Source organism: Isoptericola nanjingensis (assembly GCF_050311635.1).
Taxonomy (GTDB): domain Bacteria; phylum Actinomycetota; class Actinomycetes; order Actinomycetales; family Cellulomonadaceae; genus Isoptericola; species Isoptericola nanjingensis.
In genome coordinates this window covers 471020-497776 of record NZ_JBNOZL010000004.1, presented here as the reverse complement: position 1 = coordinate 497776, position 26757 = coordinate 471020, and the positions used below count along the sequence as shown (strand labels likewise).

Below are 26757 nucleotides of genomic sequence, written 5' to 3'. Positions count from 1 at the left end.
AAGCAAGTGCAGCACGACGAAGCGCGTGACGCCGCGGCAGCGCCCGGCACCGCACCCCACGCGTGGCCCGACCCGGTCGACCCCACCAGCGACGACCCGGGCCAGTGGCCCACCGGCCGGCTGCTGTTCACCGTCGTGCGCCGCATCGAGCACGACTGGAACGCCCACCTCGCCGGCTGGAACCTCAACCACGCGGGCTTCCCCGTGCTGCTGCACCTGTTCGCCGGGCCCAGGACGCAGCGCGAGCTCGCGACGCTCAACGGCGTCACCGAGCAGACGATGAGCCGCATCGTGGCGAGGCTGGAGCGCGCCGGCTACGTCACCCGCGGCGCGGACCCCCGCGACCGGCGCCGCCGCGCCGTCGCGGTCACCGACACCGGCCGCCGCGCAGCTGCCGAGGCCGGCCGGCTGCAGCCGGCGGAGGACCTCACCGCCCGCGGGCTCGCCGACGACGACGTGGGCCGGCTGCGTGAGATCCTCGTCACCCTCGTGCGGGCGCAGCGCGACGCCGACGACTGACCGCACGGCAAAGGACTAGCCTCGGCCGGGTGGACGTGATGACGCTGCCCGGACTGACCGACTACCACGAGGCGTGGGAGCTCCAGCGCCGCGTGCACGCCGACGTCGTCGCCGGCGACCGCCCCGACACGCTGATCGTCGTGGAGCACCCCGACGTCTACACGGCCGGGCGGCGCACCCACCGCGACGAGCGCCCCACCGACGGCACACCCGTCGTCGACGTCGACCGCGGCGGCAAGATCACCTGGCACGGCCCCGGGCAGCAGGTGGTCTACCCGATCCTGCGGCTCGCCGAGCCCATCGACGTCGTTGCGTACGTCCGGGCGCTCGAGGAGGCCGTCATGGAGGTGTGCGCCGGGTTCGGTCTCGCGACGATCCGGGTCGAGGACCGGACCGGCGTCTGGTTCGCCGCCGACGGCGACCGCCTCGAGCGCAAGGTCTGCGCCATCGGCGTCCGCACCGCCAAGGGCGTGACGATGCACGGCATCGCGCTCAACTGCGACCCCGACCTGAGCCGGTTCGACAGCATCGTGCCGTGCGGCATCACCGACGCCGACGTCACCTCGCTGACCATCGAGACCGCTCGGCACGTCACGCTCGACGACGTCCGCGCGCCGCTCGTCGACGCCCTCGCCCGCCACCTCGACCCGCTGCGCGCCGCACCCACGTCGGCCGTCGCCGCGCCGGGTGTTGCTGAGGTCACGTCCACACGGTGAGCAGGTCGCGGCGCCGGGACGCGCCGCTCACGTACTCTGACGAGGTCCGGCGGTCAGGGTCCGCACAGGCCAGTCACGCCGGACGTCCACCTGCTCGACGACGACCGGGAGACACCCGTGACGATCGCACCCGAGGGCCGCCGCATGCTGCGCATCGAGGCCCGCAACGCCGCCACCCCCATCGAGAAGAAGCCCGAGTGGATCAAGACGAAGGCCACGATGGGCCCCGAGTACCGGGAGCTCAAGGGCCTGGTCAAGGGCGAGGGCCTGCACACGGTGTGCGAGGAGGCGGGCTGTCCCAACATCTTCGAGTGCTGGGAGGACCGCGAGGCCACGTTCCTCATCGGCGGTGACCAGTGCACCCGACGCTGCGACTTCTGCCAGATCGACACGGGCAAGCCGGCCGACTTCGACGCGGACGAGCCGCGCCGTGTCGCCGAGTCCGTGCGGACGATGGGCCTGAAGTACTCGACGATCACCGGCGTCGCGCGCGACGACCTCGCCGACGGCGGCGCCTGGCTGTACGCCGAGACCGTGCGGCAGATCCACGCGCTCAACCCGGGCACGGGTGTCGAGCTCCTCATCCCCGACTTCAACGCGATCCCCGAGCTGCTCGACGTCGTCAACGAGTCGCGGCCCGAGGTCATGGCGCACAACGTCGAGACCGTGCCGCGCATCTTCAAGCAGATCCGCCCCGCGTTCCGCTACGAGCGCTCGCTGTCCGTGCTCACCCGGGCGCGCGAGGCCGGCCTGGTCACCAAGTCGAACCTCATCCTCGGCATGGGCGAGACGATCGACGAGGCCCGCGACGCGCTGCAGGACCTGCACGACGCCGGCTGCGACCTCGTGACGATCACGCAGTACCTGCGCCCGTCGCTGCGCCACCACCCGGTGGACCGCTGGGTGCGCCCGGAGGAGTTCGTCGAGCTCTCCGAGGCGGCCGAGGAGATGGGCTTCCTGGGCGTCATGGCCGGGCCGCTGGTGCGCTCCTCGTACCGCGCCGGCCGCCTGTGGGGTCAGGCGATGACGCGCCGCGGCCTGCCCATCCCGCAGTCGCTGGCGCACCTCGCGGAGCCGACGACGTCGCGCCAGGAGGCCGCGAGCCTCCTTGCCCCGCGAGCCCACTAGACTTGACGACCATGGCCCGCACCAAGTCCGACGCCGGCGCGCCCGCTGACGCCACCGGCAAGCAGAAGAAGCCCAAGAAGCAGCGCTGGTACCACCAGGTGTGGGCCGCGTACCAGATGACGCGCAAGCAGGACCCCACGGTGACGTGGCTGCTCCTCGGCGTGTTCGTCGGGATCCTCGCGGTCGTCGCCGCGATCGTGCTGCTGCTCGACCTGCCGACCGGCTTCCAGATCCTGTACATCGTCGTCCTCGGCCTCCCGTTCGCGGCGCTGGGCGCGATGTTCGTCCTGACCCGCAAGGCCGAGAAGGCCGCATACACCCAGATCGAGGGCCAGCCCGGCGCCGCCCGTGCGGCGCTCGGCACCGTCCGCGGCGGGTGGGAGTTCGCGGACGAGCCGGTCGCGATCAACCCGCGCACCCAGGACTTCGTGTTCCGCGGCGTCGGGCGACCGGGGGTCGTCCTCGTCTCCGAGGGCCCGTCGCACCGGGTGCAGCGCCTGCTCGAGGACGAGCGCCGCAAGACGGCGCGCGTGCTGCCGAACGTGCCGATCACCCTCATCCAGGTCGGCAACGAGGAGGGGCAGGTCCCGCTGCCCAAGGTCGCCAAGAAGGTGCAGAAGCTCAAGCGGAGCCTCACCAAGCCCGAGGCGGAGCAGGTCAAGAAGCGCCTCAAGGCGCTCGGCGGCGCGCGCCTGCCGATCCCCAAGGGCGTCGACCCGATGCGGGCGCGCCCGGACCGCAAGGGGCTCAAGGGCCGCTGACCGGCGCCGCTCCCACGAGATCGACCCACCCGCCGCGAGAACGACCCACCGAGGGTCGACGTCGCGACGGGTGGGTCGATCTCGTTGCGCCCGGTGTGGTCGTGGCGGCGTCAGCGGCGGACGAGGACGGTGCCGGCAGCACGGTCGTGCAGGCCGCGCCCGTCGCGGTCCCACACGACGGCGGGGATCACGAGGCACAGCAGCAGGGTGCGCACCGCACCGCGCGCGAAGCCCGGCGCGACGCCGTCGGGGGCGCCCAGGGTGCGCACCTGCATGCCCAGGAGGCGGTGGCCGAGGGTGAAGCCGACGGTGCTGACCAGCAGCAGGTTCTCGAGGGCGAAGACACCGAGGGTGACCCACGAGTTCAGCTCGGCGAACGACACCGGGCTCGTCACCAGGTAGGCGATCAGCGTCGCCACCGCCCAGTCGACGACGAGGGCCACGGCCCGACGTCCGAGCCGCGCGAGCGACCCGGGGCCGGCGTCGGGGAGGCCCAGGCGTCCGCCGCTACCGGCCGCGTCCCGACGCCCGCCCTCGAGCCACGACCCGACGTCTTCTCTCGAGATGTCCTCCGGCGATGCCATGCGTCAAGGCTACGCGGCGCCGGGAGCGCGACCGCCGTAACGTGTTGGAAACAATCGCGCCATGCCGGAGAAACGCCGTCACCCTACGGTCGTGGACGTCGAGCGGCGAGCACAGGCCCGTCGCGCCCGTCCTTCGGAACCGTCCGGCGGCACCGACCGAACGGCACCATCCACGCAAGGAGTGCATGCATGTTCACGAACGCCGAGGAGGCCATCGCCTTCACCCGTCGCGAGGGGGTGGAGTTCATCGACGTCCGCTTCATCGACCTGCCGGGCGTGATGCAGCACTTCAACATCCCCGTGGAGCAGTTCTCGGAGGACTCCTTCACCGAGGGCCTCATGTTCGACGGTTCGTCGATCCGCGGCTTCCAGGCGATCCACGAGTCGGACATGAAGCTCGTGCCGGACGTCACCACGGCGTACCTGGACCCGTTCCGCAAGCGCAAGACGCTCATCGTCAACTTCTCCATCGTGGACCCGTTCACGGACGAGCCGTACTCGCGCGACCCGCGCACGATCGCCGCCAAGGCCGAGGCGTACCTGAAGTCGACCGGCATCGCGGACACCGCGTTCTTCGCGCCCGAGGCCGAGTTCTACGTCTTCGACGACGTCCGCTTCTCGACGAACCAGCACGAGAGCTTCTACAGCGTCGACTCCGTCGAGGCCGCGTGGAACACCGGGCGCGAGGAGGAGGGCGGCAACCTCGGGTACAAGACCCGCTACAAGGGCGGCTACTTCCCCGTCTCCCCCAACGACCAGTTCGCCGACCTGCGCGACGAGATGTGCGCGGTCCTGGCCGAGGTCGGGCTCGATGTCGAGCGCGCGCACCACGAGGTGGGCACCGCCGGCCAGCAGGAGATCAACTACCGGTTCAACACCCTGCTGCACTCGGCCGACGACCTGATGAAGTTCAAGTACGTCATCAAGAACGTCGCCTGGCAGCACGGCAAGACCGTCACCTTCATGCCGAAGCCGATCTTCGGCGACAACGGCTCGGGCATGCACTCGCACCAGTCGCTGTGGCTGAACGGCGAGCCGCTGTTCTACGACGAGAAGGGCTACGGCGGCCTGTCCGACACGGCCCGCTGGTACATCGGCGGCCTGCTCAAGCACGCCCCGTCGCTGCTGGCCTTCACCAACCCGTCGGTGAACTCCTACCGCCGCCTGGTGCCCGGCTACGAGGCCCCGGTCAACCTGGTCTACTCGGCCCGCAACCGCTCCGCGTGCATCCGCATCCCGGTGACCGGCTCCTCGCCGAAGGCCAAGCGCGTCGAGTTCCGCGTGCCGGACCCGACGGCCAACCCGTACCTCGCGTTCGCCGCGCAGCTCCTCGCGGGCATCGACGGCATCAAGAACCGCATCGAGCCGCCGGCGCCGATCGACAAGGACCTGTACGAGCTGCCCCCCGAGGAGCACGCGCAGATCGCCCAGGTGCCCGCGTCCCTCGAGGAGGCCCTCGACAACCTCGAGCGCGACCACGAGTTCCTCACGCAGGGCGACGTCTTCTCCGAGGACCTCATCGCCACCTGGATCGACTACAAGCGCAGCAACGAGATCGACCCGATCCGCCTGCGCCCGCACCCGCACGAGTTCGAGCTCTACTACGACATCTGATCGGCGGCCCTGCGAGGGCCTGCTGACGTCGCCCGGACGGCGGCCCACCCTTCGGGGCGGGCCGCCGTTCGGCGTCACCGGAGACGCGGACGGGTGCAGGACCGGGCCGTCCGCTGCCGTCAGGGCATATGCCCGATCGGTGGTACCCGCCCGTCCGTCGGCCGGTCCCGCCCGCAGCGGGCGCAGAGCAGGTACTGGGAGTCCTCGTTCTGGCGCCGCTGCCACTTGTGCATGCCGAGCATGCAACGCACGTCCTTCATGACGTGCTCCCCTCGACGACGCGGACGTGGCGACGGCCGCCACGGGTCGCAAGTCCCAGGCTAGGCCGCGGTCGGCCGGCTCGACAGCCGCGCGACGGCTCCTGCGCGATGCCCCCTACCGCCGGGTGACCGCGCCCGCCCACAGCCAGACGAAGCCCTCCCGACCATGGGAGTCGATGTAGCGCACATGCACCTGCGCGTCGGTCCAGGCGGTCGCCTCGCCGTCGACGAGCTGCTCGCCGGACTGGCGCGACGTGATCCAGGCCCGCACGGGGATCCCGCGCTCGGGGCGCGTGACGTGCGCGCCGTCGCGCGACCGCCCCGGCGCGCCCTCCGCCGCGTCGCGCAGCGGCACCCTGTCGACCGCGCCCGACGACCCGCCGGCCTCGTCTCGTCGCCTGCTTCCCACGCGAGCAGGATAGCCCCGATTCGAACATGTGTTCTACCCGCGGCGCGGTGCCATCTACTCCGCCTGCTCCACCTCCCGGGTCGCGGCCGCGAGCGCGGCGTCGCCGGGCACGTAGCCGTCGACGTGCCGCTCGGGCACGCCGTCGTAGGCGCTGAGCGGCCGGATGAGCGCGTTCGAGGCGAGCGGCTCCTGGACGTGCGCCGTCCAGCCCGCGATGCGCGAGGCGACGAATCTCGGGGTGAGCAGCTCCGTGTCGAAGCCGATGAGGTGGTAGGCCGGGCCGGACGGGTCGTACCGCACCGAGAAGGACATGCACCGGGTGGCCAGGATGATCCCGCTGCTGCACGGTCGCGACGAGCGAGCTCGGCGCCAGACCTGGCGGCGTCCAGGGTCGCCGCGGAGGAGGTGACCTCCCGCTCGTGAGCCCGTCGCCCGCCCTGGGGAACCCGAGGCGGACGGCGGCTCAGGCCTGCGGCTCGTCGGTGGCCGCCGCCTCGCCCTCGGCACCGTGCTCGGCACCGTGCTCGGACCCGTGCTCGGACCCGTGCTTCTTCCCGAAGGGCAGCACGTGCATGACGGCGACGACGACGGCGCCCACGATCACGCCGACCAGGGCGGAGAAGAACGTGTTGACCAGCCAGCCGAGGAACCCGCCGATGCCGGGCACGGCGTGCGCGACGGCCTCCTCGAGGTGGTGCACGAACTCGTAGGGCGCGTGCCACCCGAGCTCGTCGGTGCCGGTCAGCAGGATGTGGCCGCCGACCCACAGCATCGCGACGGTCCCCACGACGGAGATCACCGCGAGCACCTTGGGCATCCCGGTCACGAGGGCACGTCCGACGCGCTGGCTGCCCCGGGAGTCGCGGCCCGCGAGCGCCAGGCCCATGTCGTCCATCCGGACGATGAGGCCGACGACGCCGTAGACGATCACGGTGATGGCGAGCGCGACGACCAGCAGGATGACCAGCCGCGAGAAGAACGGCTCGTGCGCCACCTCGTTGAGGGCGATGACCATGATCTCGGCGGACAGGATGAGGTCGGTGCGCACGGCGCCGGCGACGAGGCTCTTCTCCGCGTCCGGTCCCACCGTCGCGGCAGGCTTGTCGTGCCCCTCGTGACCGCGCAGGCGCCCCCAGATCTTCTCGGCGCCCTCGAAGGCCAGGTACGTGCCGCCCAGCATGAGGATCGGGGTGAGCAGCCACGGCGCCCACTGGCTGAGGATCAGCGCCACCGGGAGGATGTAGAACACTTTGTTCCGGATCGAGCCCCAGGCGATCTTCTTGACGATGGGGATCTCACGGTTCGCGGCGACGCCGTGCACGTACTGCGGCGTCACGGCCGTGTCGTCGACGACGACGCCCGCGGCCTTCGCCGTCGCCTTCGCGGCGGCGGCGCCGACGTCGTCGAGCGAGGCGGCGGCGAGCTTGGCGATCGCCGCGACGTCGTCGAGCAGCCCGAGCAGGCCGGCGCTCACGCCACCGCTCCCGAGGGTCGGCGGCGAGCGGTCGGCGCGCCCGCGGGCGACGGCGATGACATCAGCATGGACATATCGTGCCGCATGCCGCGGCGCAGGGAGACCCGCGCTCGGCAGCGCATCACTCCTCGCCGTAGAAGACGCGCTCCACGACCGTGCGGGCGCGTCGGGCGGTGCGGAGGTAGAGCTCCTCGAGCTCTCCCCCGGTGCCCACGTCGCCGAGCAGGGCGGCGACGCCGGCCAGGTCGCGCGAGTCGTGCGGCAGCCGGTCGGTCTGCGCTCCCGTGGTGCGCCCGGACCAGAGCACGACGGCGGACCGCACGCGCGAGGCGAGCACCCACGCGTCGCGCAGCTGAGCGGCGTCCTCGGGGTCCAGGAGGCCCGCCGCGGTCGCGGCGTCGAGCGCCGCGACCGTGCCGGTCGTGCGCAGTGCCGGCACCTCGCCCGCGTGCTGCAGCTGGAGCAGCTGCGCCGTCCACTCGACGTCCGCGACGCCGCCGCGCCCGAGCTTGAGATGGCGCGCCGGGTCCGCGCCCCGGGGCAGCCGCTCCGCCTCGACCCGCGCCTTGATCCGCCGCACCTCCCGCAGGCGGGCGTCGTCGAGCCCGCCGGCCGGATAGCGCAGCGGGTCCACGAGCGCCTCGAACCGGGAACCCAGCGAGCCCGCTCCGCCGGCGTCGCCCGCCACCGGCCGGGCACGCAGCAGCGCCTGGGCCTCCCACACGCTCGACCACCGCCCGTAGTACTCGGCGTACGAGTCGAGGGTGCGCACGAGGGGCCCCTGCCGGCCCTCCGGGCGCAGGTCCGCGTCCACCGGCAGGGTCGGCTCCGGGCCGACCTCCGACAGCAGCGCGCGCAGGCGCGTCGCGGCGCGCGTGGCGAAGTCCTGCGCGAGCTGCGGCGCGGCGCCCGGCACCGGCTCGTGCACGAACATCACGTCGGCGTCCGAGCCGTACCCCATCTCGCGTCCGCCGAGCCGCCCCATCGCGACGACGAGCAACCGGGTGGGGTTCGCCTCCGACGACTCGCCCAGCCCGAGCTCGGTGCGCGCCGCGTGCTCGGCGGCGCGCAGGCCACCGGCCAGGACCATGTCCGCGGCGTCCGAGACCGCGGCCGCGGCGTCCACGGGCGGCAGCAGGCCGAGGACCTCGGCGGCCCCGGTCCGGGCCAGCTCGCGACGGCGCAGGGCCCGCAGCCGCTGGGCGGCGGACGTCGGCTCGTCGGCCCGCGTGAGGATGGCGTCCGCCTCCGCGGCCAGCCGCTGCGGGCCACGGGGCTCGAGGCCCGACGTGTCCGCGAGCCAGCGCACCGACTCGGGCGACCGTGCCAGGGCGTCGGCGAGGTACGTCGACGAGGCCAGCAGCCGGCTCAGGTGATAGGCGGCGTTCTCGGAGTCGCGCAGCAGCCGCAGGTACCAGGGCGTGGCGCCCAGCTCGTCGGACAGCTTGCGGAACGCCAGCAGCCCGCCGTCCGGGTCGGCGCCCTCGGCGAACCAGCCGAGCAGCACCGGCAGCAGCTGCCGCTGCAGCGCCGCCCGGCGCGACGTGCCCGACGTCAGCGCCACGACGTGCCGCATCGCGCCCTCGGGGTCGCGGTAGCCGACGGCGGCGAACCGCTCGCGCGCGACGTCCGGGGACAGCGACAGCTCGGCGTCCGACAGCTGCGCCGAGGCCGGCAGCAGCGGCCGGTAGAAGACCTCCTCGTGCAGGGCGCGCACCTCGCGACGCGTCGCCCGCCACCGCTCCAGCAGTCCCTTCGCGCCCTCGGCGCGCATGCCGAGCGACCGCGCGAGGCGGCGCAGGTCCCCCTCCGCGGTGGGCAGCAGGTGCGTCCGTCGCAGCCGGAACAGCTGCACGCGGTGCTCCAGCGCGCGCAGGAACCGGTAGCAGACCGCCATCCGCGCGGCGTGCTCGCGCCCGACGTACCCGCCGGCGGCCAGGGCGGCGAGCGCGGACAGCGTGTGGGGCGAGCGGATCTTCGGGTCCGCGCGACCGTGCACGAGCTGCAGCAGCTGCACGGTGAACTCGACGTCGCGCAGGCCGCCCTTGCCCAGCTTGATCTGCCGGTCCGCCTCGGCGGCGGGGACGTGCTGCTCGACGCGGCGGCGCATCGCCCGGGCGTCCTCGACGAAGTGCTCGCGATGGACGGCCGACCAGATGAACGGGTCGACGGCCGCCCGGTAGTCGCGGCCCAACCCCGCGTCGCCGGCCACGGGGCGCGCCTTGAGCAGGGCCTGGAACTCCCACGTCTCCGCCCAGCGCTCGTAGTACGCGAGATGGCTCGCCAGCGTGCGTACCAGGGGCCCTTGCGCGCCCTCGGGCCGCAGCGCGGCGTCGACCGGCCACAGGGCGGGCTCCGCGGAGGTGGCTGAGCACACGCGCTGCAGCCCGGACGCGAGACGGGTGCCGACGGCGAGCGCCGTCTCCTCGTCGAGGACGCCCCCGTCCGGCAGCTCGCCCGGCTCGCACACGTACACGACGTCGACGTCGGAGACGTAGTTCAGCTCGCGCCCGCCGGTCTTGCCCATGCCCAGGACGGCGAGCCGCACGCCCGCGCCGTGGTCGTCCAGCTCGGCCCGCGCGACGGCGAGCGCGGCCTCCAGGGCGGCCGACGCCAGGTCGGCGAGCGCCGCCCCGACGACGGGCATGCGGGTCAGCGGCTCGCTCGCGGTGAGGTCGTCGGCGGCCAGCGCCAGCAGCCGGGCGCGGTAGGCCCGGCGCAGCGCGTCCGTGGTGGTCGCCGCGCCCGCGTCCGGCCAGCCGACGCCCGGGCCGGCATCCGGGTCGGCCGCGACCGGCACCGCGGCGGCCGGGTCGGCGCCCACGGCGCGCAGCAGCGCGGCGCGCACCTCGGCCGGGCCCGCCACGGTGCGCGGGCCGGGGTCGCCGCCGTCCTCTCCCTCGCCGTCGCCGTCGCCGTCGCCGTCGATGTCGATGTCGATGTCGATGTCGTCCGTGTCGAGCGCCGCCCCGTCGGGCACCGCGAGGACGTCGAGCAGCTCGGGACGGCGCACGACCTCGTCGCCCAGGGCCGACGACGCCCCCAGCACGGCCAGGAGGCGGGTGCGCGCCCGCGGCGGGGCGCCCTCGTCGAGCAGCGCCCCGAGCCGCTCGCGGGCATCGGGGTGCTCCGCGAGCCGCACCAGCTGCAGGAGCGCGAGGTCCGGGTCGGCGCAGGTCCCGACCGCCGCCAGGAGCGCGTCCGCACGACCGGGCTCCGCGAGGGCCTCCTGCAGCGCCGGGTCGGACCAGAGCGACGCCGACCTGGTGAGGTCAGCGAAGCCCGCGTGCAGCAGCCGGCTCGTGAGGGTCGGCGGGCGGGCGGTCACAGGTTCTGCAGGAACCGGCGCAGCTCGTAGGGCGTGACCTGCGCGCGGTAGGCGTCCCACTCCTGCCGCTTGTTGCGCAGGACGAAGTCGTAGACGTGCTCCCCGAGCGTCTCCGCCACCAGCTCGGAACGCTCCATGAGCTCGATCGCCTCGTCGAGCGACTGCGGCAGCGGGGCGATGCCGAGGGCACGCCGCTCGCGGTCCGTCAGCTCCCAGACGTCGTCCCCCGTGGCCTCCGGCAGCTCGTAGCCGTGCTCGATGCCCTTGAGACCGGCGGCGAGCAGCACCGCGAACGCGAGGTACGGGTTCGCCGCCGAGTCGAGCGCCCGGTACTCCACGCGGGCGGAGTTGCCCTTGCCCGGCTTGTACATGGGCACGCGCACGAGGGCGGACCGGTTGTTGTGGCCCCAGCAGATGTAGCTGGGCGCCTCGGCGCCGCCCCACAGCCGCTTGTACGAGTTGACGTACTGGTTGGTCACGGCCGTGATCTCGGCGGCGTGCACCAGCAGGCCGGCGATGAACTGCCGGGCCGTCTTCGAGAGCTCGAACTGGGCGCCCGGCTCGTGGAAGGCGTTCTGGTCGTCCTCGAACAGCGACAGGTGCGTGTGCATCCCCGAGCCCGGCTGGTCGGCCATCGGCTTGGGCATGAACGACGCGAACACGCCCTGCTCGAGCGCGACCTCCTTGACCACCGTGCGGAAGGTCATGAGGTTGTCCGCCGTGGTCAGCGCGTCGGCGTACCGCAGGTCGATCTCGTTCTGACCCGGCCCGGCCTCGTGGTGGGAGAACTCCACCGAGATGCCCATCGACTCGAGCATCGTGATCGCGGCCCGGCGGAAGTCGTGCGTGCTGCCGCGGGCCAGGTGGTCGAAGTAGCCCCCGTTGTCGACCGGGACCAAGGGGTCCTCCGGCGCCGCGAGCTGGTTGAACAGGTAGAACTCGACCTCGGGGTGCGTGTAGAAGGTGAACCCCCGGTCGCTGGCCTTGGCAAGCTGCCGCTTGAGCACGTTGCGCGAGTCCGCCAGCGAGGGCTCGCCGTCCGGCGTGAGGATGTCGCAGAACATGCGGCCCGTGCCGTGCCGCTCGCCGCGCCAGGGCAGCACCTGGAACGTCGTGGGGTCGGGCTTGGCGATCATGTCCGCCTCGTAGACCCGCGTCAGCCCCTCGATGGAGCTGCCGTCGAACCCGATGCCCTCCGTGAACGCCTGCTCGAGCTCGGCCGGGGCGACCGCCACCGACTTCAGCACCCCGAGCACGTCGGTGAACCAGAGCCGGATGAAGCGGATGTCGCGCTCCTCGACCGTGCGGAGCACGAACTCCTGCTGCCTGTCCATGAGCCCATCCTGCCCGAGAAGTGTTAACGGGGTATGTCCTGGCACCTCCCCTGCGCGCGCCGGGCCCCGACCTGGACGGATACCCGGTACCGCGCGCCGGAGGCATAGGCTGGCCGCCATGTCCAACCCCGGTCACGACGCCGCCGCCGACGTCGCCGCAGCCCCCTCGCCCGCCGCCGACCTCACGCGCCCCCGCCGCGTCCGGGTCCACCACCTGGCCGAGGCCAAGGAGCGCGGGGAGAAGCTCACGATGCTCACGGCCTACGACGCCGTGACGGCACGGATCTTCGACGCCGCGGGTCTCGACCTGCTGCTCGTCGGCGACTCGATCGGCAACACCATGCACGGGCACGCGACCACGCTGCCGGTCACCCTCGACGACATGATCCCGCCGGCCCGCGCCGTCGCCCGGGCCGCCGAGCACGCGCTCGTCGTCGTCGACCTGCCGTTCGGCACCTACGAGGCCGGGCCGGAGCAGGCCCTCGCCTCCGCGGTGCGGGTCATGAAGGAGACCGGCGCCGCCGCGATCAAGCTCGAGGGCGGCCGCCGGTCGGCGGCCCAGATCCGCGCGCTCACCGACGCCGGCATCCCCGTCGTCGGCCACCTCGGCTTCACGCCGCAGTCGGAGAACATCCTCGGCGGCCCGCGGGTCCAGGGCCGGGGCGACGACGCCGCGGAGGCGCTGTGCGAGGACGCGCTCGCCGTGCAGGAGGCCGGGGCGGTCGCCGTCGTGCTGGAGATGGTGCCGGTGGAGGTCGCCGCGCGCGCCACCGAGATCCTGCGCATCCCGACCATCGGCATCGGCGCGGGCCCGCGCGTCGACGGGCAGGTGCTGGTCTGGACCGACATGGCCGGGATGACGGACTGGTCGCCGCGGTTCGCGCGCCGGTTCGCCGAGGTCGGAAACCTGCTGCGCCAGGCGGCGCAGGACTACGCCGCCGAGGTGCGCGGGGGCACGTTCCCCGACGCCGCCCACTCCTTCGAGCGCTAGCCCGGCATCAGGCGGCGCCGGGGTCGCCCGTCAGGGCGCGCATCGCCGCCGCGACCCGGCCGGCGGCGGCGTCGGGAACCGCCGTCGAGGCCTCCTCGAGGATCAGCAGCCTCGCTCCCGGGATCTCGCGGGCGAGCACCTCCCCGTTCCCGACCGGGAAGAACGGGTCGCGGCGGCCGTGCACCACGAGCGTCGGGACCGCGACGTCGCCGAGCCGCTCGCGCCAGCGAGGCGTGCAGTCGAGGGCGGCGAAGACCATGCCCTGCTGGTTGGCCGCGTGCACCGCCGGCGCCGTCCCCGGCGTGCGGTCCCAGACCCGACCGGCGACCACGCGCGCCGCGGCAGGGTCGTCGCCGAGGATCTCGGCGCCTCGGGCGGCGTGCTCGGCCACGGCGTCCCGGTCGGACCAGTCCGGCTCCGCCAGCGCGAACAGCCGCCCCATCGCCCCGCCGTCGTGGTCGGGCAGGTCGTCGTCGACCGGGCCCGGCGCGACCGGGCGCGTGCCGACCAGGGTCAGCGCCGCGAACGCCTCCGGGTGGTCGAGCGCGGCGACCTGGGCGACCATCCCACCCACGCCGATGCCCGCCAGGTGCGCGGGCCGGTCGTCGAGCTCCCGGGCGAGCGCCGCGGCGTCGGTCGCGAGGTCGCGCAGCGTGTAGGCCGGCGCCACGGGGTCCGCGGTCGTGGACGCCCCGGCGTCGCGCAGGTCGTACCGCACCACGTGGCGTCCGCCGCGGGCGAGCGCCGCGCAGAGCGCGTCGGGCCAGGAGAGCATCGTCGTCCCGCCCGCGCAGAGCACCAGGGGGTCCGCCTCGTCGCCGAAGTGCGCCACGCCGTGCGTGACGCCGTTCGCCTCGATCGTCGTCGTCATGCGGGGCCGACCCCGGTCGGGGCGGGGACTCATCGGTGCGCCGCGCGGGGCTCCGCCGTCAGTCCTTCCCGCGCCAGTCGGCGTCCTCGCCCTCCCACTCGTCGTTGCGTCGCTGGGCCGAGTCCAGGGCGTTGCGGGCCGCCTCGCGCGAGGGGTAGGGGCCCATGCGGTGGCTCCAGCTGGAGCGGTCGCGGCTCTCCTCGACCTCACCGGTCTTGGTGTTGTACCAGTACTGCGCCGGGCTTGTGTCGCTCATAGGACGATCCTGCATCAAGATGGGGCCCATGGTGGAGGCAGCGCAGCCGGTCGCGTTCGGCATCGACATCGGCGGGTCGGGCATCAAGGGGGCGCCGGTCGACCTGGCGACGGGTGAGTTCGCGGACGAGCGGCGCCGCATCCCGACCCCGGAGAGGTCCACCCCGGACGCCGTGGCCGGCGTGCTCGCCGAGCTCGTCGACTCGTTCGAGCTGCCGCCCCACGTGCCGGTCGGCGTCGCCTTCCCCGCCCCGATGGACCACGGCGTCGTCCGGTTCATCGCCAACCTGCACAAGTCGTGGAAGGGCGTCGACCTGCCCGCGCTGGCCAGCGAGGCCACGGGCCGGCACGTGACCGCCGTCAACGACGCCGACGCCGCCGGCGTCGGCGAGCAGCGGTACGGCGCCGCCCAGGGGCGCGACGGCGTCGTCCTCGTGGTCACGCTCGGCACCGGCATCGGCTCGGCGCTGCTCGTGGACGGCGTGCTCGTGCCGAACACGGAGCTGGGCCACCTCGAGATCGACGGGCACGACGCCGAGTCGCGGGCCGCCGAGTCCGCCCGCGAGCGCCACGACCTGTCGTGGCACGAGTGGGCCGCGCGGCTGCAGCGCTACTTCGAGACGGTCGAGATGCTCCTCGCGCCCGAGCTCATCGTCGTCGGCGGCGGCGTGAGCAAGCACCACGAGAAGTTCCTGCCCCTGCTGAACCTGCGGGCGCCGATCATCCCCGCCACCCTGCGCAACCGCGCGGGGATCGTCGGCGCCGCCGCGCTCGCCGCCAGCGGTCGCGACCACTGACGCGCTGCTGACGCTCCGTCGTCCGCCCTCAGCCGGCGAGGCTGTGCGGCGCGGCGGGGGTCGGTGCCGTCGGGGTCACGGGACGGTCGAGGACGGTCGCGTCCGGGGGGACGTCGAGATCGAGCATCCGCAGCACGTCGAGGACCGCGGCCGGCGGCCGGTGCAGCGACACCCGCAGGCCCTCGTCCCGGCCGATCCGGCAGAGCTGGACGAGGAAGGCGACGCCGGCGGAGTCGATGAACGTCACCCGCGACGTGTCGACGACGACGGGGAGGTCGCGCTCGAACGCCCTCGCGAGCGCCGCGCTCGCCTCGTTGCGCAGGGCGATGTCGATCTCGCCCCACATGTCCACCACGCTCACGTCGGTCCGCTCCACCAGGGCGATCCCCCCGGCCTGCGCCTCGTCGGTGAAAGTCACTGCCACACCTTCGTCCCACGTCCTGCGTCCCTGCGCGCCTCGGGCTCGAGCGCTGCGATCCGGACTCGCGACCTCGTCGTCGCGACGCCCGCCACGCTACACCTCTCCCAACCCGGAACGGAACCTCGGCATAGGAACTCTTTACGCACTGTTCACAGACGCGGAACCCTCGGGTCGGCCCCCGCCCCGCCTGCAGCGGGCTACGGACCCCGAGCGTGCCATGACCTCCGCCTCCACGCTCGGCACGCCCGGGTACGGCACCATGACGGGGTGCGTGCGACATCGCGGGACGACGGCGTCTGGTTCACCCTGCGGGACGACGCCTCGAAAGCAGCGCAGGAGGCCGCGATCCGGGCGGCGCTGAGCGCGCAGCGAGACCGTCTGGAGCGGGTGGAGATCGACGTTCTCTCGGACGATGAGTGGCCCGGCGAGGCGTGCGCCGCCGTCCGCGTCGCGGAGGCCCGCCTCGCCGCGCAGCGACGGCGCAGCACGTCGCTCACCCTCGACCCCCGGTCCGACGAAGACCTCGGCCTCGCGATGGCCCTCGCACCGCACAGCATCGGCGGTTCGGCGACCGACGACACCGGCGCGCTCGTCTGGGACGCCAACGACACCGGGACGAGCGCGGCGTTCCGGCTCGCCTCGTCCGAGGTGGCGGCGGTGCGCGCCGCCGTGGAGCGAGCCGGCGGGGGGCGCGACGACGTGGTCACGCTCGTGAGCCACCACCTGGGACGCCGGAGGCTCGGCTATGACGTCGTGGGCGCCACGGCACCGGGCGAGGAGGCCTTCATCGTCCACCGCGAGGACGACGGGACCGTGATCCTGACACTGCGCTCGCTCACCCGGCCCGGCCGAGGGTTGTGGCGGGTGCTCTTCCCCGCGATCCTCGTGGCCCAGCGGCTCTACCGCCGTCGGTACCTGCGCGCGCTCGTTCCGACCGCGCCGGGTGCCGGGCAGCAGGACTCTGCGGACGGGTGAAGTTTCGCGCCCGGCCGCGCCGCTGTGGGAGCGCTTCCCTATCGTGTGCTCCGGGCCGGCACCGACGCACGCCTCCTGACGATCCGGGCAGCGGACACGCCTGCCCGACACCGACCGCGACCGGCTGCACGCGGATCCTCTGGCGACCATCGACTCCCTGAGAGGCCATGCCATGAGCGACACGACCGGAACCACCGCGCCCGACACCGTCGTCCTCGTCCACGGACTGTGGATGACACCCCGCAGCTGGGAGGGCTGGGTCCAGCACTACCAGCAGAAGGGCCTGACCGTCGTGACGCCCGCCTACCCCGGGTTCGAGATCGAGGTCGAGGCCCTCCGTGAGAACCCCGAGGTCATCGCCGACCTCACCGTCCCCGAGACCGTCGAGCACCTCGCCGGCATCATCACCGCCCTGGACCGGCCGCCGATCATCATGGGCCACTCCTTCGGGGGCGCCCTGACCCAGATCCTCCTGGCCCGGGGCCTCGGCGCCGCCGGGGTGGTCATCGACTCCGCCCCGACCGAGGGCGTGCGGGTCAACCCGCCGTCGCAGGCGAGGTCGCTCTTCCCCGCGCTCAAGAACCCCGCGAACCGGCACCGTGCCGTCGGGTTCACCCCCGAGGAGTTCCACTACGCGTTCACCAACACCCTCTCGGAGGAGGAGTCCCGGGCGGTGTGGGAGCGCTACGCGATCCCGGCCCCGGGGCGCTGGGTGTGGGACTACGGCCTCATCGCCAACTTCAAGCCCGGCCATCAGGAGACCTGGGTGGACTTCGGCACCGACCGCGCGCCGCTCCTGTTCATCGGGGGCGAGCTCGACCACATCATGCCGCCGTCGGTGAACCGGTCGAACGCCAAGCACTGGGAGAAGTCGCCGGCCGTCACCGAGTACTACGAGTTCGCGGGCCGGGACCACTGGACCTGCGCCGCGCCGGGCTGGGAAGCGGTCGCCGACCACGCCCTCGCCTGGGCCTTCGAGCACGCGCAGGGGGCCGAGCGGGCCACGGCCTGACGCCCGACGCGCGGGCGGACGCGCCGGGGGCGGCCCCCCGGCGTGTCAGGGCCGCTTGGTAGAACCGTGAGGTCGGCTCCCGACGGCGGAGCCGGCCTCGCGACGACCAGGAGCCCCCATGCCCCATCCGTCCAGCGACGTCCAGGCGTTCGAGTGCCGCGCCACCGACGCCGACCTCGACGACCTGCGCGCGCGGCTCGCCGCGGCACGGCTGCCGGAGCCCGAGACGGTCCGCCGCCCCGCGCCCGACCCGCGCCGGTGGGACCAGGGGGTCCCCCTCGCCGACCTCGTGGACGTCGTCGACCACTGGCGCACCGGGTACGACTGGCGGGCGTTCGAGAGTCGCCTCGAGGAGATCGGCCAGTTCCGCACGACCGTCGACGGCCTGGGCATCCACTTCCTGCACCGCCGGTCCCCGCGCGCGGACGCCACGCCGCTGATCCTGACCCACGGCTGGCCCGGCAGCGTCGCCGAGTTCGTCGACGTGGTGGACGAGCTGGCCGCCCCGCCGGACGCGGGCGCGCCGGCGTTCCACGTCGTCGTCCCGTCACTGCCCGGCTTCGGCTACAGCGACAGGCCGGCCGTCGCCGGATGGGGCGTCGAGAAGACCGCGGCCGCGTGGGTGGAGCTGATGGGACGGCTCGGCTACGACGAGTTCCTCGCCCACGGCGGCGACTGGGGCGGCAACGTCACCGCGGTCCTCGGCGGGAGGTTCCCCGCGCACGTGCTCGGCATCCACACCACGCTGGCACTCCCACCGCCCGGGATGACGACGGACGGTCTGACGGGCGAGGAGCGCCGGCACGCCGAGGAGACCCGTGACTTCTGGCTCCACCACCGGGCGTACGCGACGCAGCAGGCGACCCGGCCGCAGACCATCGGCTACTCGCTCGTCGACTCGCCGGTCGGCCTGCTCGCCTGGCTCCTCGACAAGTTCGCCGAGTGGTCCGACACCGAGGACAGCCCGTTCGAGACGATCTCCCGGGACAGGATCCTCGACGACGTCACCCTGTACTGGCTGACCCGGACCGGCGCCTCGGCCGCCCGCATCTACGCCGAGAGCCCCGGCTCCCTGGACCCCGACCTGCGGGTGGACGTCCCCTGCGCCATGACCATGTACCCCGGCGACATCGAGTCGCGCACCCCGCGCGCCTGGGCCGAGCAGCGCTACCGGCGTATCGTCCGGTGGACCGAGCCCGAGCACGGCGGGCACTTCCCGTCGCTGGAGGTCCCCGACTACTTCGTCAAGGACCTGCAGGACGGCCTCTCGGCGGTGCTGGCCGCGAGCAGATGAGGGCGGACGAGCCGGTCTGTACGCCGGGTTCTGTCCCCGTGCCCGGTTACCCCGGCACGGGCGACGGTCATCCATCTAGGCCCTGCGTTGCCGCAGGGCTCGAGCGGTCTACCCGGGAGCATCGGGCGGGCAACCCTCGAACGCTCCCTGTCTGACCTTGCTCCAGGTGGGGTTTACCGAGCCACGACCGTCACCGGCCGCGCTGGTGGTCTCTTACACCACCGTTTCACCCTTACCGCCACCGGTCGCCCGGCGACGGCGGTCTGCTTTCTGTGGCACTGTCCCGCGGGTCGCCCCGGGTGGCCGTTAGCCACCACCTTGCCCTTCGGAGCCCGGACGTTCCTCGGCGACGACACCCGAGGGTGCCGCCGACGCGACCGTCCGACCGACTCGTCCGCGCCGCACAGTCTATGCGGGTCCGGCCCGCGTTCTCGCCAGCGGCGTCAGACGTCGACCTTGTAGCTCAACGCCAGCTCGTCGCCCGACCGTCCGCGGATGCCCCAGCTTTCGGCCGGCGACTCGAGGACGACGAGCTCGACGTCGTCCGTCGCGACGCCCAGCGCGGGTGCGACGTCCTCGTAGACGCGACGGATCAGCTCGCGCTTCGCCTCCCGGGTGCGGCCGGTGAACGCGACGATCTCGATCATCAGGTAGTCGTCGGAGCGGGGGGCGACGAGGTCGCCGTCGTCGAGCAGCAGGAACCGGTGGAACCGCTTGTCCTCGGGGATCTGCCAGGCCCCGACCAGCGCCGCGTGCAGCGCGTCGGAGACCTCCGCGCGCCGCTGACCCCACACCCGTCGGTTGCCGTAGATCTTCACCTGGACCATGCCCGACGACGATAGCGGTGACCGACGGCACTGTCACCGGGAGGTCCGCGCCCCGAGACCCGACCGTAGGGTGTCCGGGTGCTGATCTGCCTGCCGCCCTCCGAGGGCAAGACGCCCGCGCCCGACGGCGCCGCCCCGGTCGACCTGACGCGGCTCACGGGGGCCGAGCAGCTCACCGACCGACGCCGTTCCGTGCTCGACGCCCTCGCCGCGGTGAGCGCGCGGCCGGAGGCGACCGAGATCCTCGGGGTGGGCGCGTCGCTCGCCGCGGAGGTCGCGCGCAACACCGAGCTCAAGGACGCGCCGACGGCGCCCGCCTCCCACGTCTACACGGGCGTGCTGTACGCCGCGGCCGGCCTGGCCGACCTGCCCGACGACGCCGCCCGCCGCGCCGCCGCCGACGTCCGGGTCTTCTCCGGCCTGTGGGGCGCCGTCTCCCCCGCCGACCACATCCCGGCGTACCGGCTCTCGATGGGCGTGGACCTGCCCGGCGTCGGGAAGCTCGCCACGGCCTGGCGCGCCGACCTGGCCGCCGCCCTGGACACGCGGGCCGCGGGCGACGTCGTCGTCGACTGCCGCTCGGCCGCCTACCTCGCCGCCTGGAAGCCGGCGACCACGGGCGACGCCGCGGCAGACTGGGTGACCGTCCGGGTGGTGCGCGAGGCGGACGGGAAGCGCACCGTCGTGTCGCACAACGCCAAGCACACGCGCGGCGTGCTCACGGGCCACCTGCTGCGCCGCTCCGGCCCCGCCCCCACGAGCGCGGCGGAGCTGCTGGACGCCGCGCGAGAGCTCGACGGGCAGGTCATCGGCACCGAGGTGGGGACCGGGCTGTCGTACCGGATGGTCGAGGCGACGCTGCACGACGCCGCCACCCGCCGCGGGCCGCGCACGCTCGAGGTCGTCATCGCCTGACGGGCGGGTCGTCGGCCACCCGGCGACACTGGCCGCATGGCCTACGACGAGGACCTCGCCGAGCGCGTGCGCGACGCCGTCGCGGAACGAGCCGCGTTCACCGAGCAGCGGATGTTCGGCGGGCTCGCCTTCATGGTGCACACCCACATGGCGGTCGCGGTGGGCGACGACGGGCTGATGGTGCACGTCGGCACCGACGGCCACGCGGCCGCGCTCGCCGACGGCGCGCACGAGGTACGGATGGGCCAGCGGGTCATGCGCGGCTGGGCCGGCGTGCCGGCGTCGGTCGACGAGGACGCGCTGCGGCGATGGGTCTCCCGCGGCGTCGACCTCGCCCTCGCGCTGCCGCCCAAGGCGCCCAAGGCACCGAAGGGATAGCCGTCAGACGTCGGTCGGGAACCCGGTCGCCGTCAGGTCTGCGAGGGCGGGCTCGCCGTCGTCCCCGCGACCGAACCGGAGCACGGTGAGCGAGGCGGGCGGCACGTGCAGCCGACGCCAGGACGACGCGGGCGCGCCGAACGCTCGGCCCACCAGCGCCCGGACGACGACGAGGTGCGTCACGACGACGGTCGTGACGGTGGGGTCGTCCGCGGCGACGACGTCCCCCAGCCCGGCCCACGCCCGCTCGCCGACGTCCGCGTACGACTCACCGCCGGGCGCCGGGCCCGCGCCGGCCGACCAGGCGGCGCGCTCGCCGGGCCACCGGGCCGTGATCTGCTCGGGGGTCAGCCCCTCCCAGGCGCCGAAGTCGCACTCGGTGAACCGCCCGTCGGGTCGGGCGTGCTGCCCGATGCGCCGTCCGACGGCCGCGGCGGTCTCCAGCGTGCGCGCCGTGGGCGACGCGACGAGCGCACCGGCGCGAGGCAGCTCGGGCCACAGGTCCTTGCCGACCCGGAACACGGCGTCGGCCGCGCGGGCGGCCTGCGTGCGGCCCCGCGTCGTGAGCGACGGCCCGGGGACACCCCCTCCGCAGGAGGCACGGGCCTCCGTCAGGGGGGTCGCGCCGTGCCGGACCAGCACGACCGTGCGCAGGTCGGCGCCCCCCACCGGGCTCGCCCCGGACCGACCGGCCATCAGGCCCCCGCGGCCTCGTCCGTCTGGCGCACGAGGATGCGCCCGCACTCCTCGCACCGCACGACCTGCTCGGGCGCCGCCGCCTTGGCGGCGGCGAGGTCACGCGGGTTGAGGTCGAGGCGGCAGCCCTCGCACCGGCCCCCGCGCAGCGCCGCGGCGCCGACGCCGCCGAGCTGGGCGCGCAGCTTGTCGTACAGGGCGAGGAGGCCGGCGTCGAGCCAGGCCGCGGTCGCCTCCCGCTCCGCCTTGACCTTCGACCCGGTCGCGTTGATCTCGGCCCAGGCCTCGTCGCGCTCGGCGGTGGCCTTCGCCTTCGCCGCCTCGAGCTCGGCGTGCGCCGACTCCACCTCGGCCAGCGAGCCCTGGTGCGCCTCCAGGCGCTCCATGACCTCGATCTCCGCGTCCTCGAGCACCGACTGGCGGCGGGCGAGCGACTCGAGCTCGCTCACCAGGGCCTGGGAGTCCTTCGCCGACAGGGCGCCGGAGTCCAGCTTCTGCTGGTCCCGCTCGGCGCGCGTGCGCACCTGGGCGACGTCGGACTCCGCCTTGGCGAGCTCGCGCTCCAGGTCGGCCACGGCCGTGCGCGAGTCGACGAGCGAGGTGTGCAGGTCGCCGATGCGGCCGTCGAGCTCCGCGATGGTCGCCAGCGCCGGGTGGTTGCGGCGCTGGTGGACGAGCTGCTGCAGCCGGGTGTCGAGGGCCTGGACCTCGAGCAGTCGGCGCTGGTCCTCGGGGGGTGCAGTGGCCACGGGCGGGTCCTCTCGCAGTGATTCAGCTGGTGGGGCGGTCGGTCGCGCGCACGCTGCTCGCCACCCGCGCGGTCCACGGGTCGGTGCCGATCGTGCTCACCCTCGTGGTCACCGTACCTTCTCCGGAACCGTCTCCGGTCTCCCCTCCGGCCCGCTCCCCGAGCCGCGCCAGGACGTCGTCGGCGGCGTACGCGAGCCACGGCCACTCGCTCGCGAAGTGGGCCACGTCCACGAGGAACGGCGTCGCCGCGCCGGTGGAGGTCCGGGACTCGAAGTCGGCCCGCTCCCGCAGCTCCGACGCGGGGTGGTGGCGCAGGTCCGCGGTCACGTACACGTCGACGGCGGCGGCGCGGACGGCGTCGAACAGCGAGTCCCCGGATCCGCCCACCACGGCGGCGGTCGCGACCGGGGCGTCGAGGTCGCCGGCGACGCGCACGCCCTGCGCCGTCGCCGGCAGCACGGCCGCGACGTGCTCGGCGAACGCGCCCAGCGTCGTGGGCTCGGCGAGCCGGCCGACCCGCCCGATCCCCCGGACCGCACCGGCATCGACGCCGTCGGGCCCCACGACCAGCGGGCTCCGGTCGGTGATGCCGACGAGATCGGCGAGCGCGTCCGCGACGCCGCGCGGGGCGGCGTCGGCGTTGGTGTGCGCCACGTACAGGCCGCAGCCCGCGCGCAGGAGCCGGTGCACCACGTCGCCCTTGAACGTCGTCGCCGCGACCGAGTGCACGGGCCGCAGGAACAGCGGGTGGTGCGTGACGAGCAGGTCCGCGCCCCAGGCGACCGCCTCGTCGATCACTGCGGCCACCGGGTCGACGGCGAACAGGATCTTGCGCACCGGCGCAGCGGGGTCCCCCACCACCAGGCCGACGGCGTCCCAGCCCTCCGCCGTCGACGGCGGGTACAGGTCCTCGAGGGCGGCGACGACGTCGTGCAGCCTCGGCGGATTCTCCGGGGTGCGCGGTGCCGCGGTGTCTGTGGTCCCGATGGTCATGGCACCGACCCTAGAGCCGGGGCCGGTCACTTGGCGTCGGCGTAGGAGTCGACCGCCGCGACGGTGAGCGGGAAGTCGACCGGGAAGTCCCCGAACAGCAGGCGGCCCGCCTCCTCGGCAGCGGCGCGCACCTCGGCGGCGACCACGTCGGCGAGCTCGCGCGGAGCGTGCACCACCACCTCGTCGTGCAGGAAGAACGCGAGGTGCGGGCGGTCGGCGAACGGGGCGGGCGCCAGGCCCGGCCGCGCGCCGTCCGCGACCCCGAGCGCCCAGAGCCGACGACGGATCGACGCGAGCCAGCACAGCGCCCACTCCGCCGCGGTGCCCTGCACCACGAAGTTGCGGGTGAACCGCCCCCACGACCGGGTGGCGGACCGGGCGCGGGCCGCGGCGTCGGCCCCCGCGTCGTCGGCGAACGCGCCCGCCTGCGCCTCGTCCCACGCGGAGCCCGGGGCCGGGGACGACCGGCCGAGCCACGTCGTCACGACGCCCCCGCGCTCCCCCGTGCGGGCGGCCTCCTCCACCAGCGCGATCGCCCGCGGGTACTCCCGCCCCAACCGCGGCAGCACCTGGGCGCTCGCCCCGGTGGTGCCCCCGTACATCGCGCCGAGCATGCCCACCTTGGCCAACTCCCGGGTGGGCACCGCCCCGGACGCGACGATGCCGGCGTAGAGGTCGCCGGCGCGGCCCGCCGTCGCCATGGCCTCGTCACCCGCCATGCCCGCCAGGACGCGCGGCTCGAGCTGCGCGACGTCCGCCACGACGAGGCACCAGCCCGGGTCGGCGACCACCGCCCGTCGCACGCCCTTCGGCAGCTGCAGCGCCCCGCCGCCGGTGGACGCCCAGCGGCCGGTCACCACGCCGCCCACCACGTACTCGGTGCGGAACCGGCCGTCGGTCACCCACTCGTCGAGCCAGTGCCAGCCGTTCGCCGTGAGCAGGCGGTAGAGATTCTTGTACTCCAGCAGCGGCGCGACGACGGGGTGGTCGAGCTTTTCCAGCTCCCACTTGCGCAGGCTGCGCGTCCCGACGCCGGCGTACTGCATCGCCTTGAGCAGGTCAGGGTGCGAGTCGGGGTTGAGCGACGGCGGAGCGTCGAGGGCCGTGCGGATCTGTCGCGCGAGCTCCTCGAGCCGCGCGGGACGCTGCCCCTCGGGCGGCCGGGGACCGAGCGCGTCGGTGAGGATCGCGTCGTGCACGTCCGCGCGCCACGGCAGCCCGGCGTGGTGCATCTCGGCCGCGACCAGCGCACCCGCCGACTCCCCCGCCGCGAGCAGCCGCAGCCGCCCGGGTGCCGACGAGCCGCGCACCGCGTCCTCCTGGCGCCGCAGCTCCGCCACCGGGTCGACCGCCCCGGCGCCCTGCGGGACCGGGGCGGACCGCTCCGGCGCCGCGAGGTCGAAGAGCGCCTCGCCCTGCGGCACGCGGCGGGCGCCCACCGGCGGCGCCGCGCCCGCCGGCGTCGGGGTCATCGCGTCCCACGCGCCGACCCCCGCCGCCGCGAGCTCCGAGCCCGCGGTGGCCGTGGAGTGCCGCAGGATGCGGTGCACGAGCCGCAGGTCGTGCGACCGCTCCACGCGGACGCCCGCCCGCAGCAGGCCGGGGTACCAGCGGTTCGTGTCGTCCCACGTCCAGCGCGGCACGGCCGCACCGCCGTGCACCCCGCCCTCCGCATCGGCCACGAGCGCGGGGAGGTCCGCGGCGGGCACGGCGCGCTGCGTACCGTCGTGCAGGCGGACCGTGCCGCCGGGCTCTCGGGTCAGGACGACGTGCACGCCGCCATCCTGCCGTGCGCCACCGACGCACGATCGACGCGCCGCACCCGCGCCGCTCGCCGCGCGACGAGACCGTCGATATGGTGCGCTGGCCGGGGTCGGCGCACCCGGCCGCCCACCCGCGCCCGAGGAGGACCGCATGACGACCGAGCAGCCCGTCGAGAGCGTCGAGACCGTCGACGTCGTGGTGATCGGCACCGGCCCGGGCGGGGAGGACGCGACCGGCCGGCTGGCCCGCGCGGGGCTCGACGTCGTGGCCGTCGAGGCGCGCCTCGTCGGCGGCGAGTGCCCGTACTTCGGCTGCATCCCCACGAAGATGATGGTGCGCGCGTCGGACGCGCTCGCCGAGGCCCGCCGCGCGGCCACGCTGGCCGGGCGGGTCGACGTCGCGCCGGACTGGGCGCCCGTCGCGGCGCGCGTGCGCGACGAGGCGACCGCCGACTGGGACGACACCGCCGCCGTCGAGCGCCTGGAGAAGGCGGGCGCCCGCGTCGTGCGCGGCCGCGGCCGCCTGGTGGGCCCGGGCGAGGTCGCCGTGGCGACCGCGGACGGCGAGCGCCGCTTCCGCGCGACGCGCGGCGTCCTGCTCAACCCCGGCACCGAGCCCGCGGTGCCGCCGGTCGACGGCCTGGCCGACACCCCCTACTGGACCAACCGCGACGCCGTGCGCGCCACGGAGGCGCCGGCGTCGCTCACCGTGCTGGGCGGCGGCGCCATCGGCTGCGAGCTGGCGCAGGTCTTCGCCCGGTTCGGCACGGCCGTCGAGGTGGTCGAGGCGGGCCCGCGCCTGCTGGCGCTCGACGAGCCCGAGGCGAGCGCGCTCCTCGCCGGCCGCTTCGCCGCCGAGGGCATCGGCGTGCGTACGGACGCGAAGGTCTCGTCGGTCTCGCACGACGGCGGCGGGTTCACCCTGACCCTCGGCGACGGCACCCAGCTGGTCTCCGAGCGGCTGCTGGTCGCCGCGGGCCGGCGCACCGACCTGAAGGCGCTGGGCGTCGCGACCGTCGGCATCGACGACTCGGGCCGCACGATCCCCGTCGACGACCGGATGCGCGCGGCGGACGGCGTCTGGGTCATCGGGGACGTCACGGGCAAGGGGGCGTTCACGCACGTGTCGATGTACCAGGCGCGCATCGCCGCCGCGGACATCCTCGCGGCCGGGGGCGGCGACGGCGACGGCGCGGAGCGGGCCGACTACCGCGCCGTCCCGCACGTGACGTTCACCGACCCGGAGATCGGCGGCGTCGGGCTCACGGAGGCCGCCGCCCGCGACGCCGGGTTGACGGTGCGCACCGGCCTCACCGACCTCGCGGCGTCGTCGCGAGGGTTCGTGCACGGGCCCGGCAACGAGGGCCTCATCAAGCTGGTCGAGGACGCGCACGCCGGTGTGCTCGTCGGCGCGACGGCCGCCGGACCGGCCGGCGGCGAGATCCTCGCCGTCCTCACGCTCGCCGTGCAGGCGCGGGTACCGGTCAGCGAGCTGCGGCACCTGATCTACGCGTACCCCACGTTCCACCGCGCGATCGAGAGCGCGCTGGCGGACCTCCAGGAGGCGTGACCGGGCACACTGCAGCACGCGCGGCCACCACTTATCCTGTGATGGCCCATGACTGAAATGACCGAGTTCGCCGCCCCGATGCCCTCCCGCCCAGGCCTCCGCCTCGACGCCCCGCACTCGCC

The 26757-nt window shown here is 74.4% G+C and carries 26 protein-coding genes, 1 other RNA gene and 1 pseudogene; 13 read left to right on the top strand and 15 right to left on the bottom strand.

Annotation, left to right across the window (positions count from 1 at the left end; translation table 11 throughout):
- The first annotated feature begins 6 nt into the window (after window positions 1-6).
- From ACQP6G_RS10475 to ACQP6G_RS10460, 4 genes are all read left to right on the top strand, one after another.
- Window positions 7-519, top strand: coding sequence for a MarR family winged helix-turn-helix transcriptional regulator (locus ACQP6G_RS10475; protein WP_429764249.1), 513 nt, complete (start codon window positions 7-9; stop codon window positions 517-519).
- A complete protein-coding gene (gene lipB / locus ACQP6G_RS10470) occupies window positions 516-1235 on the top strand; it encodes a lipoyl(octanoyl) transferase LipB (RefSeq protein ID WP_429764296.1) in 720 nt (239 codons plus the stop codon). The genes ACQP6G_RS10475 and lipB overlap by 4 nt, the downstream gene beginning before the upstream one ends.
- 117 nt (window positions 1236-1352) lie before the next feature.
- Window positions 1353-2363, top strand: coding sequence for a lipoyl synthase (gene lipA, locus ACQP6G_RS10465; protein ID WP_429764248.1), 1011 nt, complete (start codon window positions 1353-1355; stop codon window positions 2361-2363).
- An 11-nt stretch (window positions 2364-2374) separates the two neighbouring features.
- Window positions 2375-3124: a DUF4191 domain-containing protein gene (locus tag ACQP6G_RS10460; RefSeq protein WP_429764247.1), complete on the top strand. Its 750-nt coding sequence runs from the start codon at window positions 2375-2377 to the stop codon at window positions 3122-3124.
- Window positions 3125-3234: 110 nt separating this feature from the next.
- Here the strand turns inward: ACQP6G_RS10460 and ACQP6G_RS10455 are convergent, their stop codons facing one another.
- Window positions 3235-3708 (bottom strand): RDD family protein, encoded by a 474-nt coding sequence (locus ACQP6G_RS10455; RefSeq protein WP_429764246.1) that lies wholly within the window; start codon window positions 3706-3708, stop codon window positions 3235-3237.
- Between the two features lie 189 nt (window positions 3709-3897).
- Here ACQP6G_RS10455 and glnA (ACQP6G_RS10450) point away from each other — a divergent pair, with 189 nt between their 5' ends.
- Window positions 3898-5322, top strand: coding sequence for a type I glutamate--ammonia ligase (gene glnA, locus ACQP6G_RS10450; protein ID WP_429764245.1), 1425 nt, complete (start codon window positions 3898-3900; stop codon window positions 5320-5322).
- Between the two features lie 375 nt (window positions 5323-5697).
- Here glnA (ACQP6G_RS10450) and ACQP6G_RS10445 read toward each other — a convergent pair whose 3' ends face one another.
- The 5 genes and pseudogenes from ACQP6G_RS10445 to glnA (ACQP6G_RS10425) form a co-directional block, all read right to left on the bottom strand.
- Window positions 5698-5991: a hypothetical protein gene (locus ACQP6G_RS10445; RefSeq protein WP_429764244.1), complete on the bottom strand. Its 294-nt coding sequence runs from the start codon at window positions 5989-5991 to the stop codon at window positions 5698-5700.
- 54 nt (window positions 5992-6045) lie between these two features.
- A pseudogene (locus ACQP6G_RS10440) lies at window positions 6046-6279 on the bottom strand (citrate/2-methylcitrate synthase); the annotation flags it as partial.
- 175 nt (window positions 6280-6454) lie between these two features.
- The gene (locus ACQP6G_RS10435; RefSeq protein WP_429764243.1) at window positions 6455-7465 is read right to left on the bottom strand and encodes a DUF808 domain-containing protein; all 1011 of its coding nucleotides are present in this window, start codon (window positions 7463-7465) and stop codon (window positions 6455-6457) included.
- Window positions 7466-7586: 121 nt separating this feature from the next.
- Window positions 7587-10793 (bottom strand): bifunctional [glutamine synthetase] adenylyltransferase/[glutamine synthetase]-adenylyl-L-tyrosine phosphorylase, encoded by a 3207-nt coding sequence (locus tag ACQP6G_RS10430; RefSeq protein ID WP_429764242.1) that lies wholly within the window; start codon window positions 10791-10793, stop codon window positions 7587-7589.
- Window positions 10790-12127: a type I glutamate--ammonia ligase gene (gene glnA / locus ACQP6G_RS10425; RefSeq protein WP_429764241.1), complete on the bottom strand. Its 1338-nt coding sequence runs from the start codon at window positions 12125-12127 to the stop codon at window positions 10790-10792. The genes ACQP6G_RS10430 and glnA (ACQP6G_RS10425) overlap by 4 nt, the downstream gene beginning before the upstream one ends.
- A 118-nt stretch (window positions 12128-12245) precedes the next feature.
- On the opposite strand from glnA (ACQP6G_RS10425), the gene panB reads away from it, so the two are divergent.
- Window positions 12246-13118 carry a 3-methyl-2-oxobutanoate hydroxymethyltransferase gene (gene panB / locus ACQP6G_RS10420; protein WP_429764240.1) on the top strand — a complete coding sequence of 291 codons (873 nt, stop codon included), beginning with the start codon at window positions 12246-12248 and terminating at the stop codon, window positions 13116-13118.
- Between the two features lie 7 nt (window positions 13119-13125).
- On the opposite strand, the gene ACQP6G_RS10415 is transcribed toward panB, so the two are convergent.
- Together ACQP6G_RS10415 and ACQP6G_RS10410 are read right to left on the bottom strand one after the other, a co-directional pair.
- Window positions 13126-13989, bottom strand: coding sequence for an alpha/beta fold hydrolase (locus tag ACQP6G_RS10415; RefSeq protein ID WP_429764239.1), 864 nt, complete (start codon window positions 13987-13989; stop codon window positions 13126-13128).
- Window positions 13990-14047: 58 nt separating this feature from the next.
- Entirely contained in the window at window positions 14048-14245 is a 198-nt protein-coding gene (locus ACQP6G_RS10410; protein WP_429764238.1) for an SPOR domain-containing protein, read from the bottom strand.
- 28 nt (window positions 14246-14273) lie between these two features.
- On the opposite strand from ACQP6G_RS10410, the gene ppgK reads away from it, so the two are divergent.
- Window positions 14274-15041: a polyphosphate--glucose phosphotransferase gene (gene ppgK, locus ACQP6G_RS10405; protein ID WP_429764237.1), complete on the top strand. Its 768-nt coding sequence runs from the start codon at window positions 14274-14276 to the stop codon at window positions 15039-15041.
- 28 nt (window positions 15042-15069) lie between these two features.
- Here ppgK and ACQP6G_RS10400 read toward each other — a convergent pair whose 3' ends face one another.
- The gene (locus ACQP6G_RS10400; protein ID WP_429764236.1) at window positions 15070-15459 is read right to left on the bottom strand and encodes an STAS domain-containing protein; all 390 of its coding nucleotides are present in this window, start codon (window positions 15457-15459) and stop codon (window positions 15070-15072) included.
- A 270-nt stretch (window positions 15460-15729) separates the two neighbouring features.
- On the opposite strand from ACQP6G_RS10400, the gene ACQP6G_RS10395 reads away from it, so the two are divergent.
- The 3 genes from ACQP6G_RS10395 (at window position 15730) to ACQP6G_RS10385 (ending at window position 18743) form a co-directional block, all read left to right on the top strand.
- The gene (locus tag ACQP6G_RS10395) at window positions 15730-16437 is read left to right on the top strand and encodes a DUF1990 family protein (RefSeq protein WP_429764235.1); all 708 of its coding nucleotides are present in this window, start codon (window positions 15730-15732) and stop codon (window positions 16435-16437) included.
- A 172-nt stretch (window positions 16438-16609) separates the two neighbouring features.
- Complete coding sequence (locus ACQP6G_RS10390) at window positions 16610-17449, top strand: alpha/beta hydrolase (RefSeq protein ID WP_429764234.1); 840 nt, start codon at window positions 16610-16612, stop codon at window positions 17447-17449.
- A 118-nt stretch (window positions 17450-17567) separates the two neighbouring features.
- Window positions 17568-18743 carry an epoxide hydrolase family protein gene (locus ACQP6G_RS10385; RefSeq protein ID WP_429764233.1) on the top strand — a complete coding sequence of 392 codons (1176 nt, stop codon included), beginning with the start codon at window positions 17568-17570 and terminating at the stop codon, window positions 18741-18743.
- A 3-nt stretch (window positions 18744-18746) separates the two neighbouring features.
- Here the strand turns inward: ACQP6G_RS10385 and rnpB are convergent.
- Together rnpB and ACQP6G_RS10375 are read right to left on the bottom strand one after the other, a co-directional pair.
- Window positions 18747-19136: RNase P RNA component class A (gene rnpB, locus ACQP6G_RS10380), an RNA gene on the bottom strand.
- A 50-nt stretch (window positions 19137-19186) separates the two neighbouring features.
- The gene (locus ACQP6G_RS10375) at window positions 19187-19570 is read right to left on the bottom strand and encodes a tautomerase family protein (RefSeq protein WP_429764232.1); all 384 of its coding nucleotides are present in this window, start codon (window positions 19568-19570) and stop codon (window positions 19187-19189) included.
- Between the two features lie 78 nt (window positions 19571-19648).
- Here ACQP6G_RS10375 and ACQP6G_RS10370 point away from each other — a divergent pair, with 78 nt between their 5' ends.
- A complete protein-coding gene (locus tag ACQP6G_RS10370; protein ID WP_429764231.1) occupies window positions 19649-20485 on the top strand; it encodes a YaaA family protein in 837 nt (278 codons plus the stop codon).
- Between the two features lie 36 nt (window positions 20486-20521).
- On the top strand, window positions 20522-20863 hold the full coding sequence (locus ACQP6G_RS10365; protein ID WP_429764230.1) for a TfoX/Sxy family protein: 342 nt from the start codon (window positions 20522-20524) through the stop codon (window positions 20861-20863).
- Window positions 20864-20866: 3 nt separating this feature from the next.
- Here ACQP6G_RS10365 and ACQP6G_RS10360 read toward each other — a convergent pair whose 3' ends face one another.
- Genes ACQP6G_RS10360 through ACQP6G_RS10345 form a run of 4 tightly spaced genes read right to left on the bottom strand, consistent with a single transcriptional unit; the run spans window position 20867 to window position 25077 of the window.
- A complete protein-coding gene (locus tag ACQP6G_RS10360; RefSeq protein WP_429764229.1) occupies window positions 20867-21559 on the bottom strand; it encodes a histidine phosphatase family protein in 693 nt (230 codons plus the stop codon).
- The gene (locus ACQP6G_RS10355; RefSeq protein ID WP_429764228.1) at window positions 21559-22308 is read right to left on the bottom strand and encodes a zinc ribbon domain-containing protein; all 750 of its coding nucleotides are present in this window, start codon (window positions 22306-22308) and stop codon (window positions 21559-21561) included. Before ACQP6G_RS10355 ends, ACQP6G_RS10360 begins: the two co-directional genes overlap by 1 nt.
- A gap of 22 nt (window positions 22309-22330) precedes the next feature.
- Window positions 22331-23302 carry a Nif3-like dinuclear metal center hexameric protein gene (locus ACQP6G_RS10350; RefSeq protein ID WP_429764227.1) on the bottom strand — a complete coding sequence of 324 codons (972 nt, stop codon included), beginning with the start codon at window positions 23300-23302 and terminating at the stop codon, window positions 22331-22333.
- A 26-nt stretch (window positions 23303-23328) separates the two neighbouring features.
- The gene (locus ACQP6G_RS10345) at window positions 23329-25077 is read right to left on the bottom strand and encodes a bifunctional 3'-5' exonuclease/DNA polymerase (RefSeq protein ID WP_429764226.1); all 1749 of its coding nucleotides are present in this window, start codon (window positions 25075-25077) and stop codon (window positions 23329-23331) included.
- Window positions 25078-25216: 139 nt separating this feature from the next.
- Here ACQP6G_RS10345 and ACQP6G_RS10340 point away from each other — a divergent pair, with 139 nt between their 5' ends.
- Window positions 25217-26635, top strand: coding sequence for a dihydrolipoyl dehydrogenase family protein (locus ACQP6G_RS10340; RefSeq protein ID WP_429764225.1), 1419 nt, complete (start codon window positions 25217-25219; stop codon window positions 26633-26635).
- The last annotated feature ends 122 nt before the right edge of the window (window positions 26636-26757 follow it).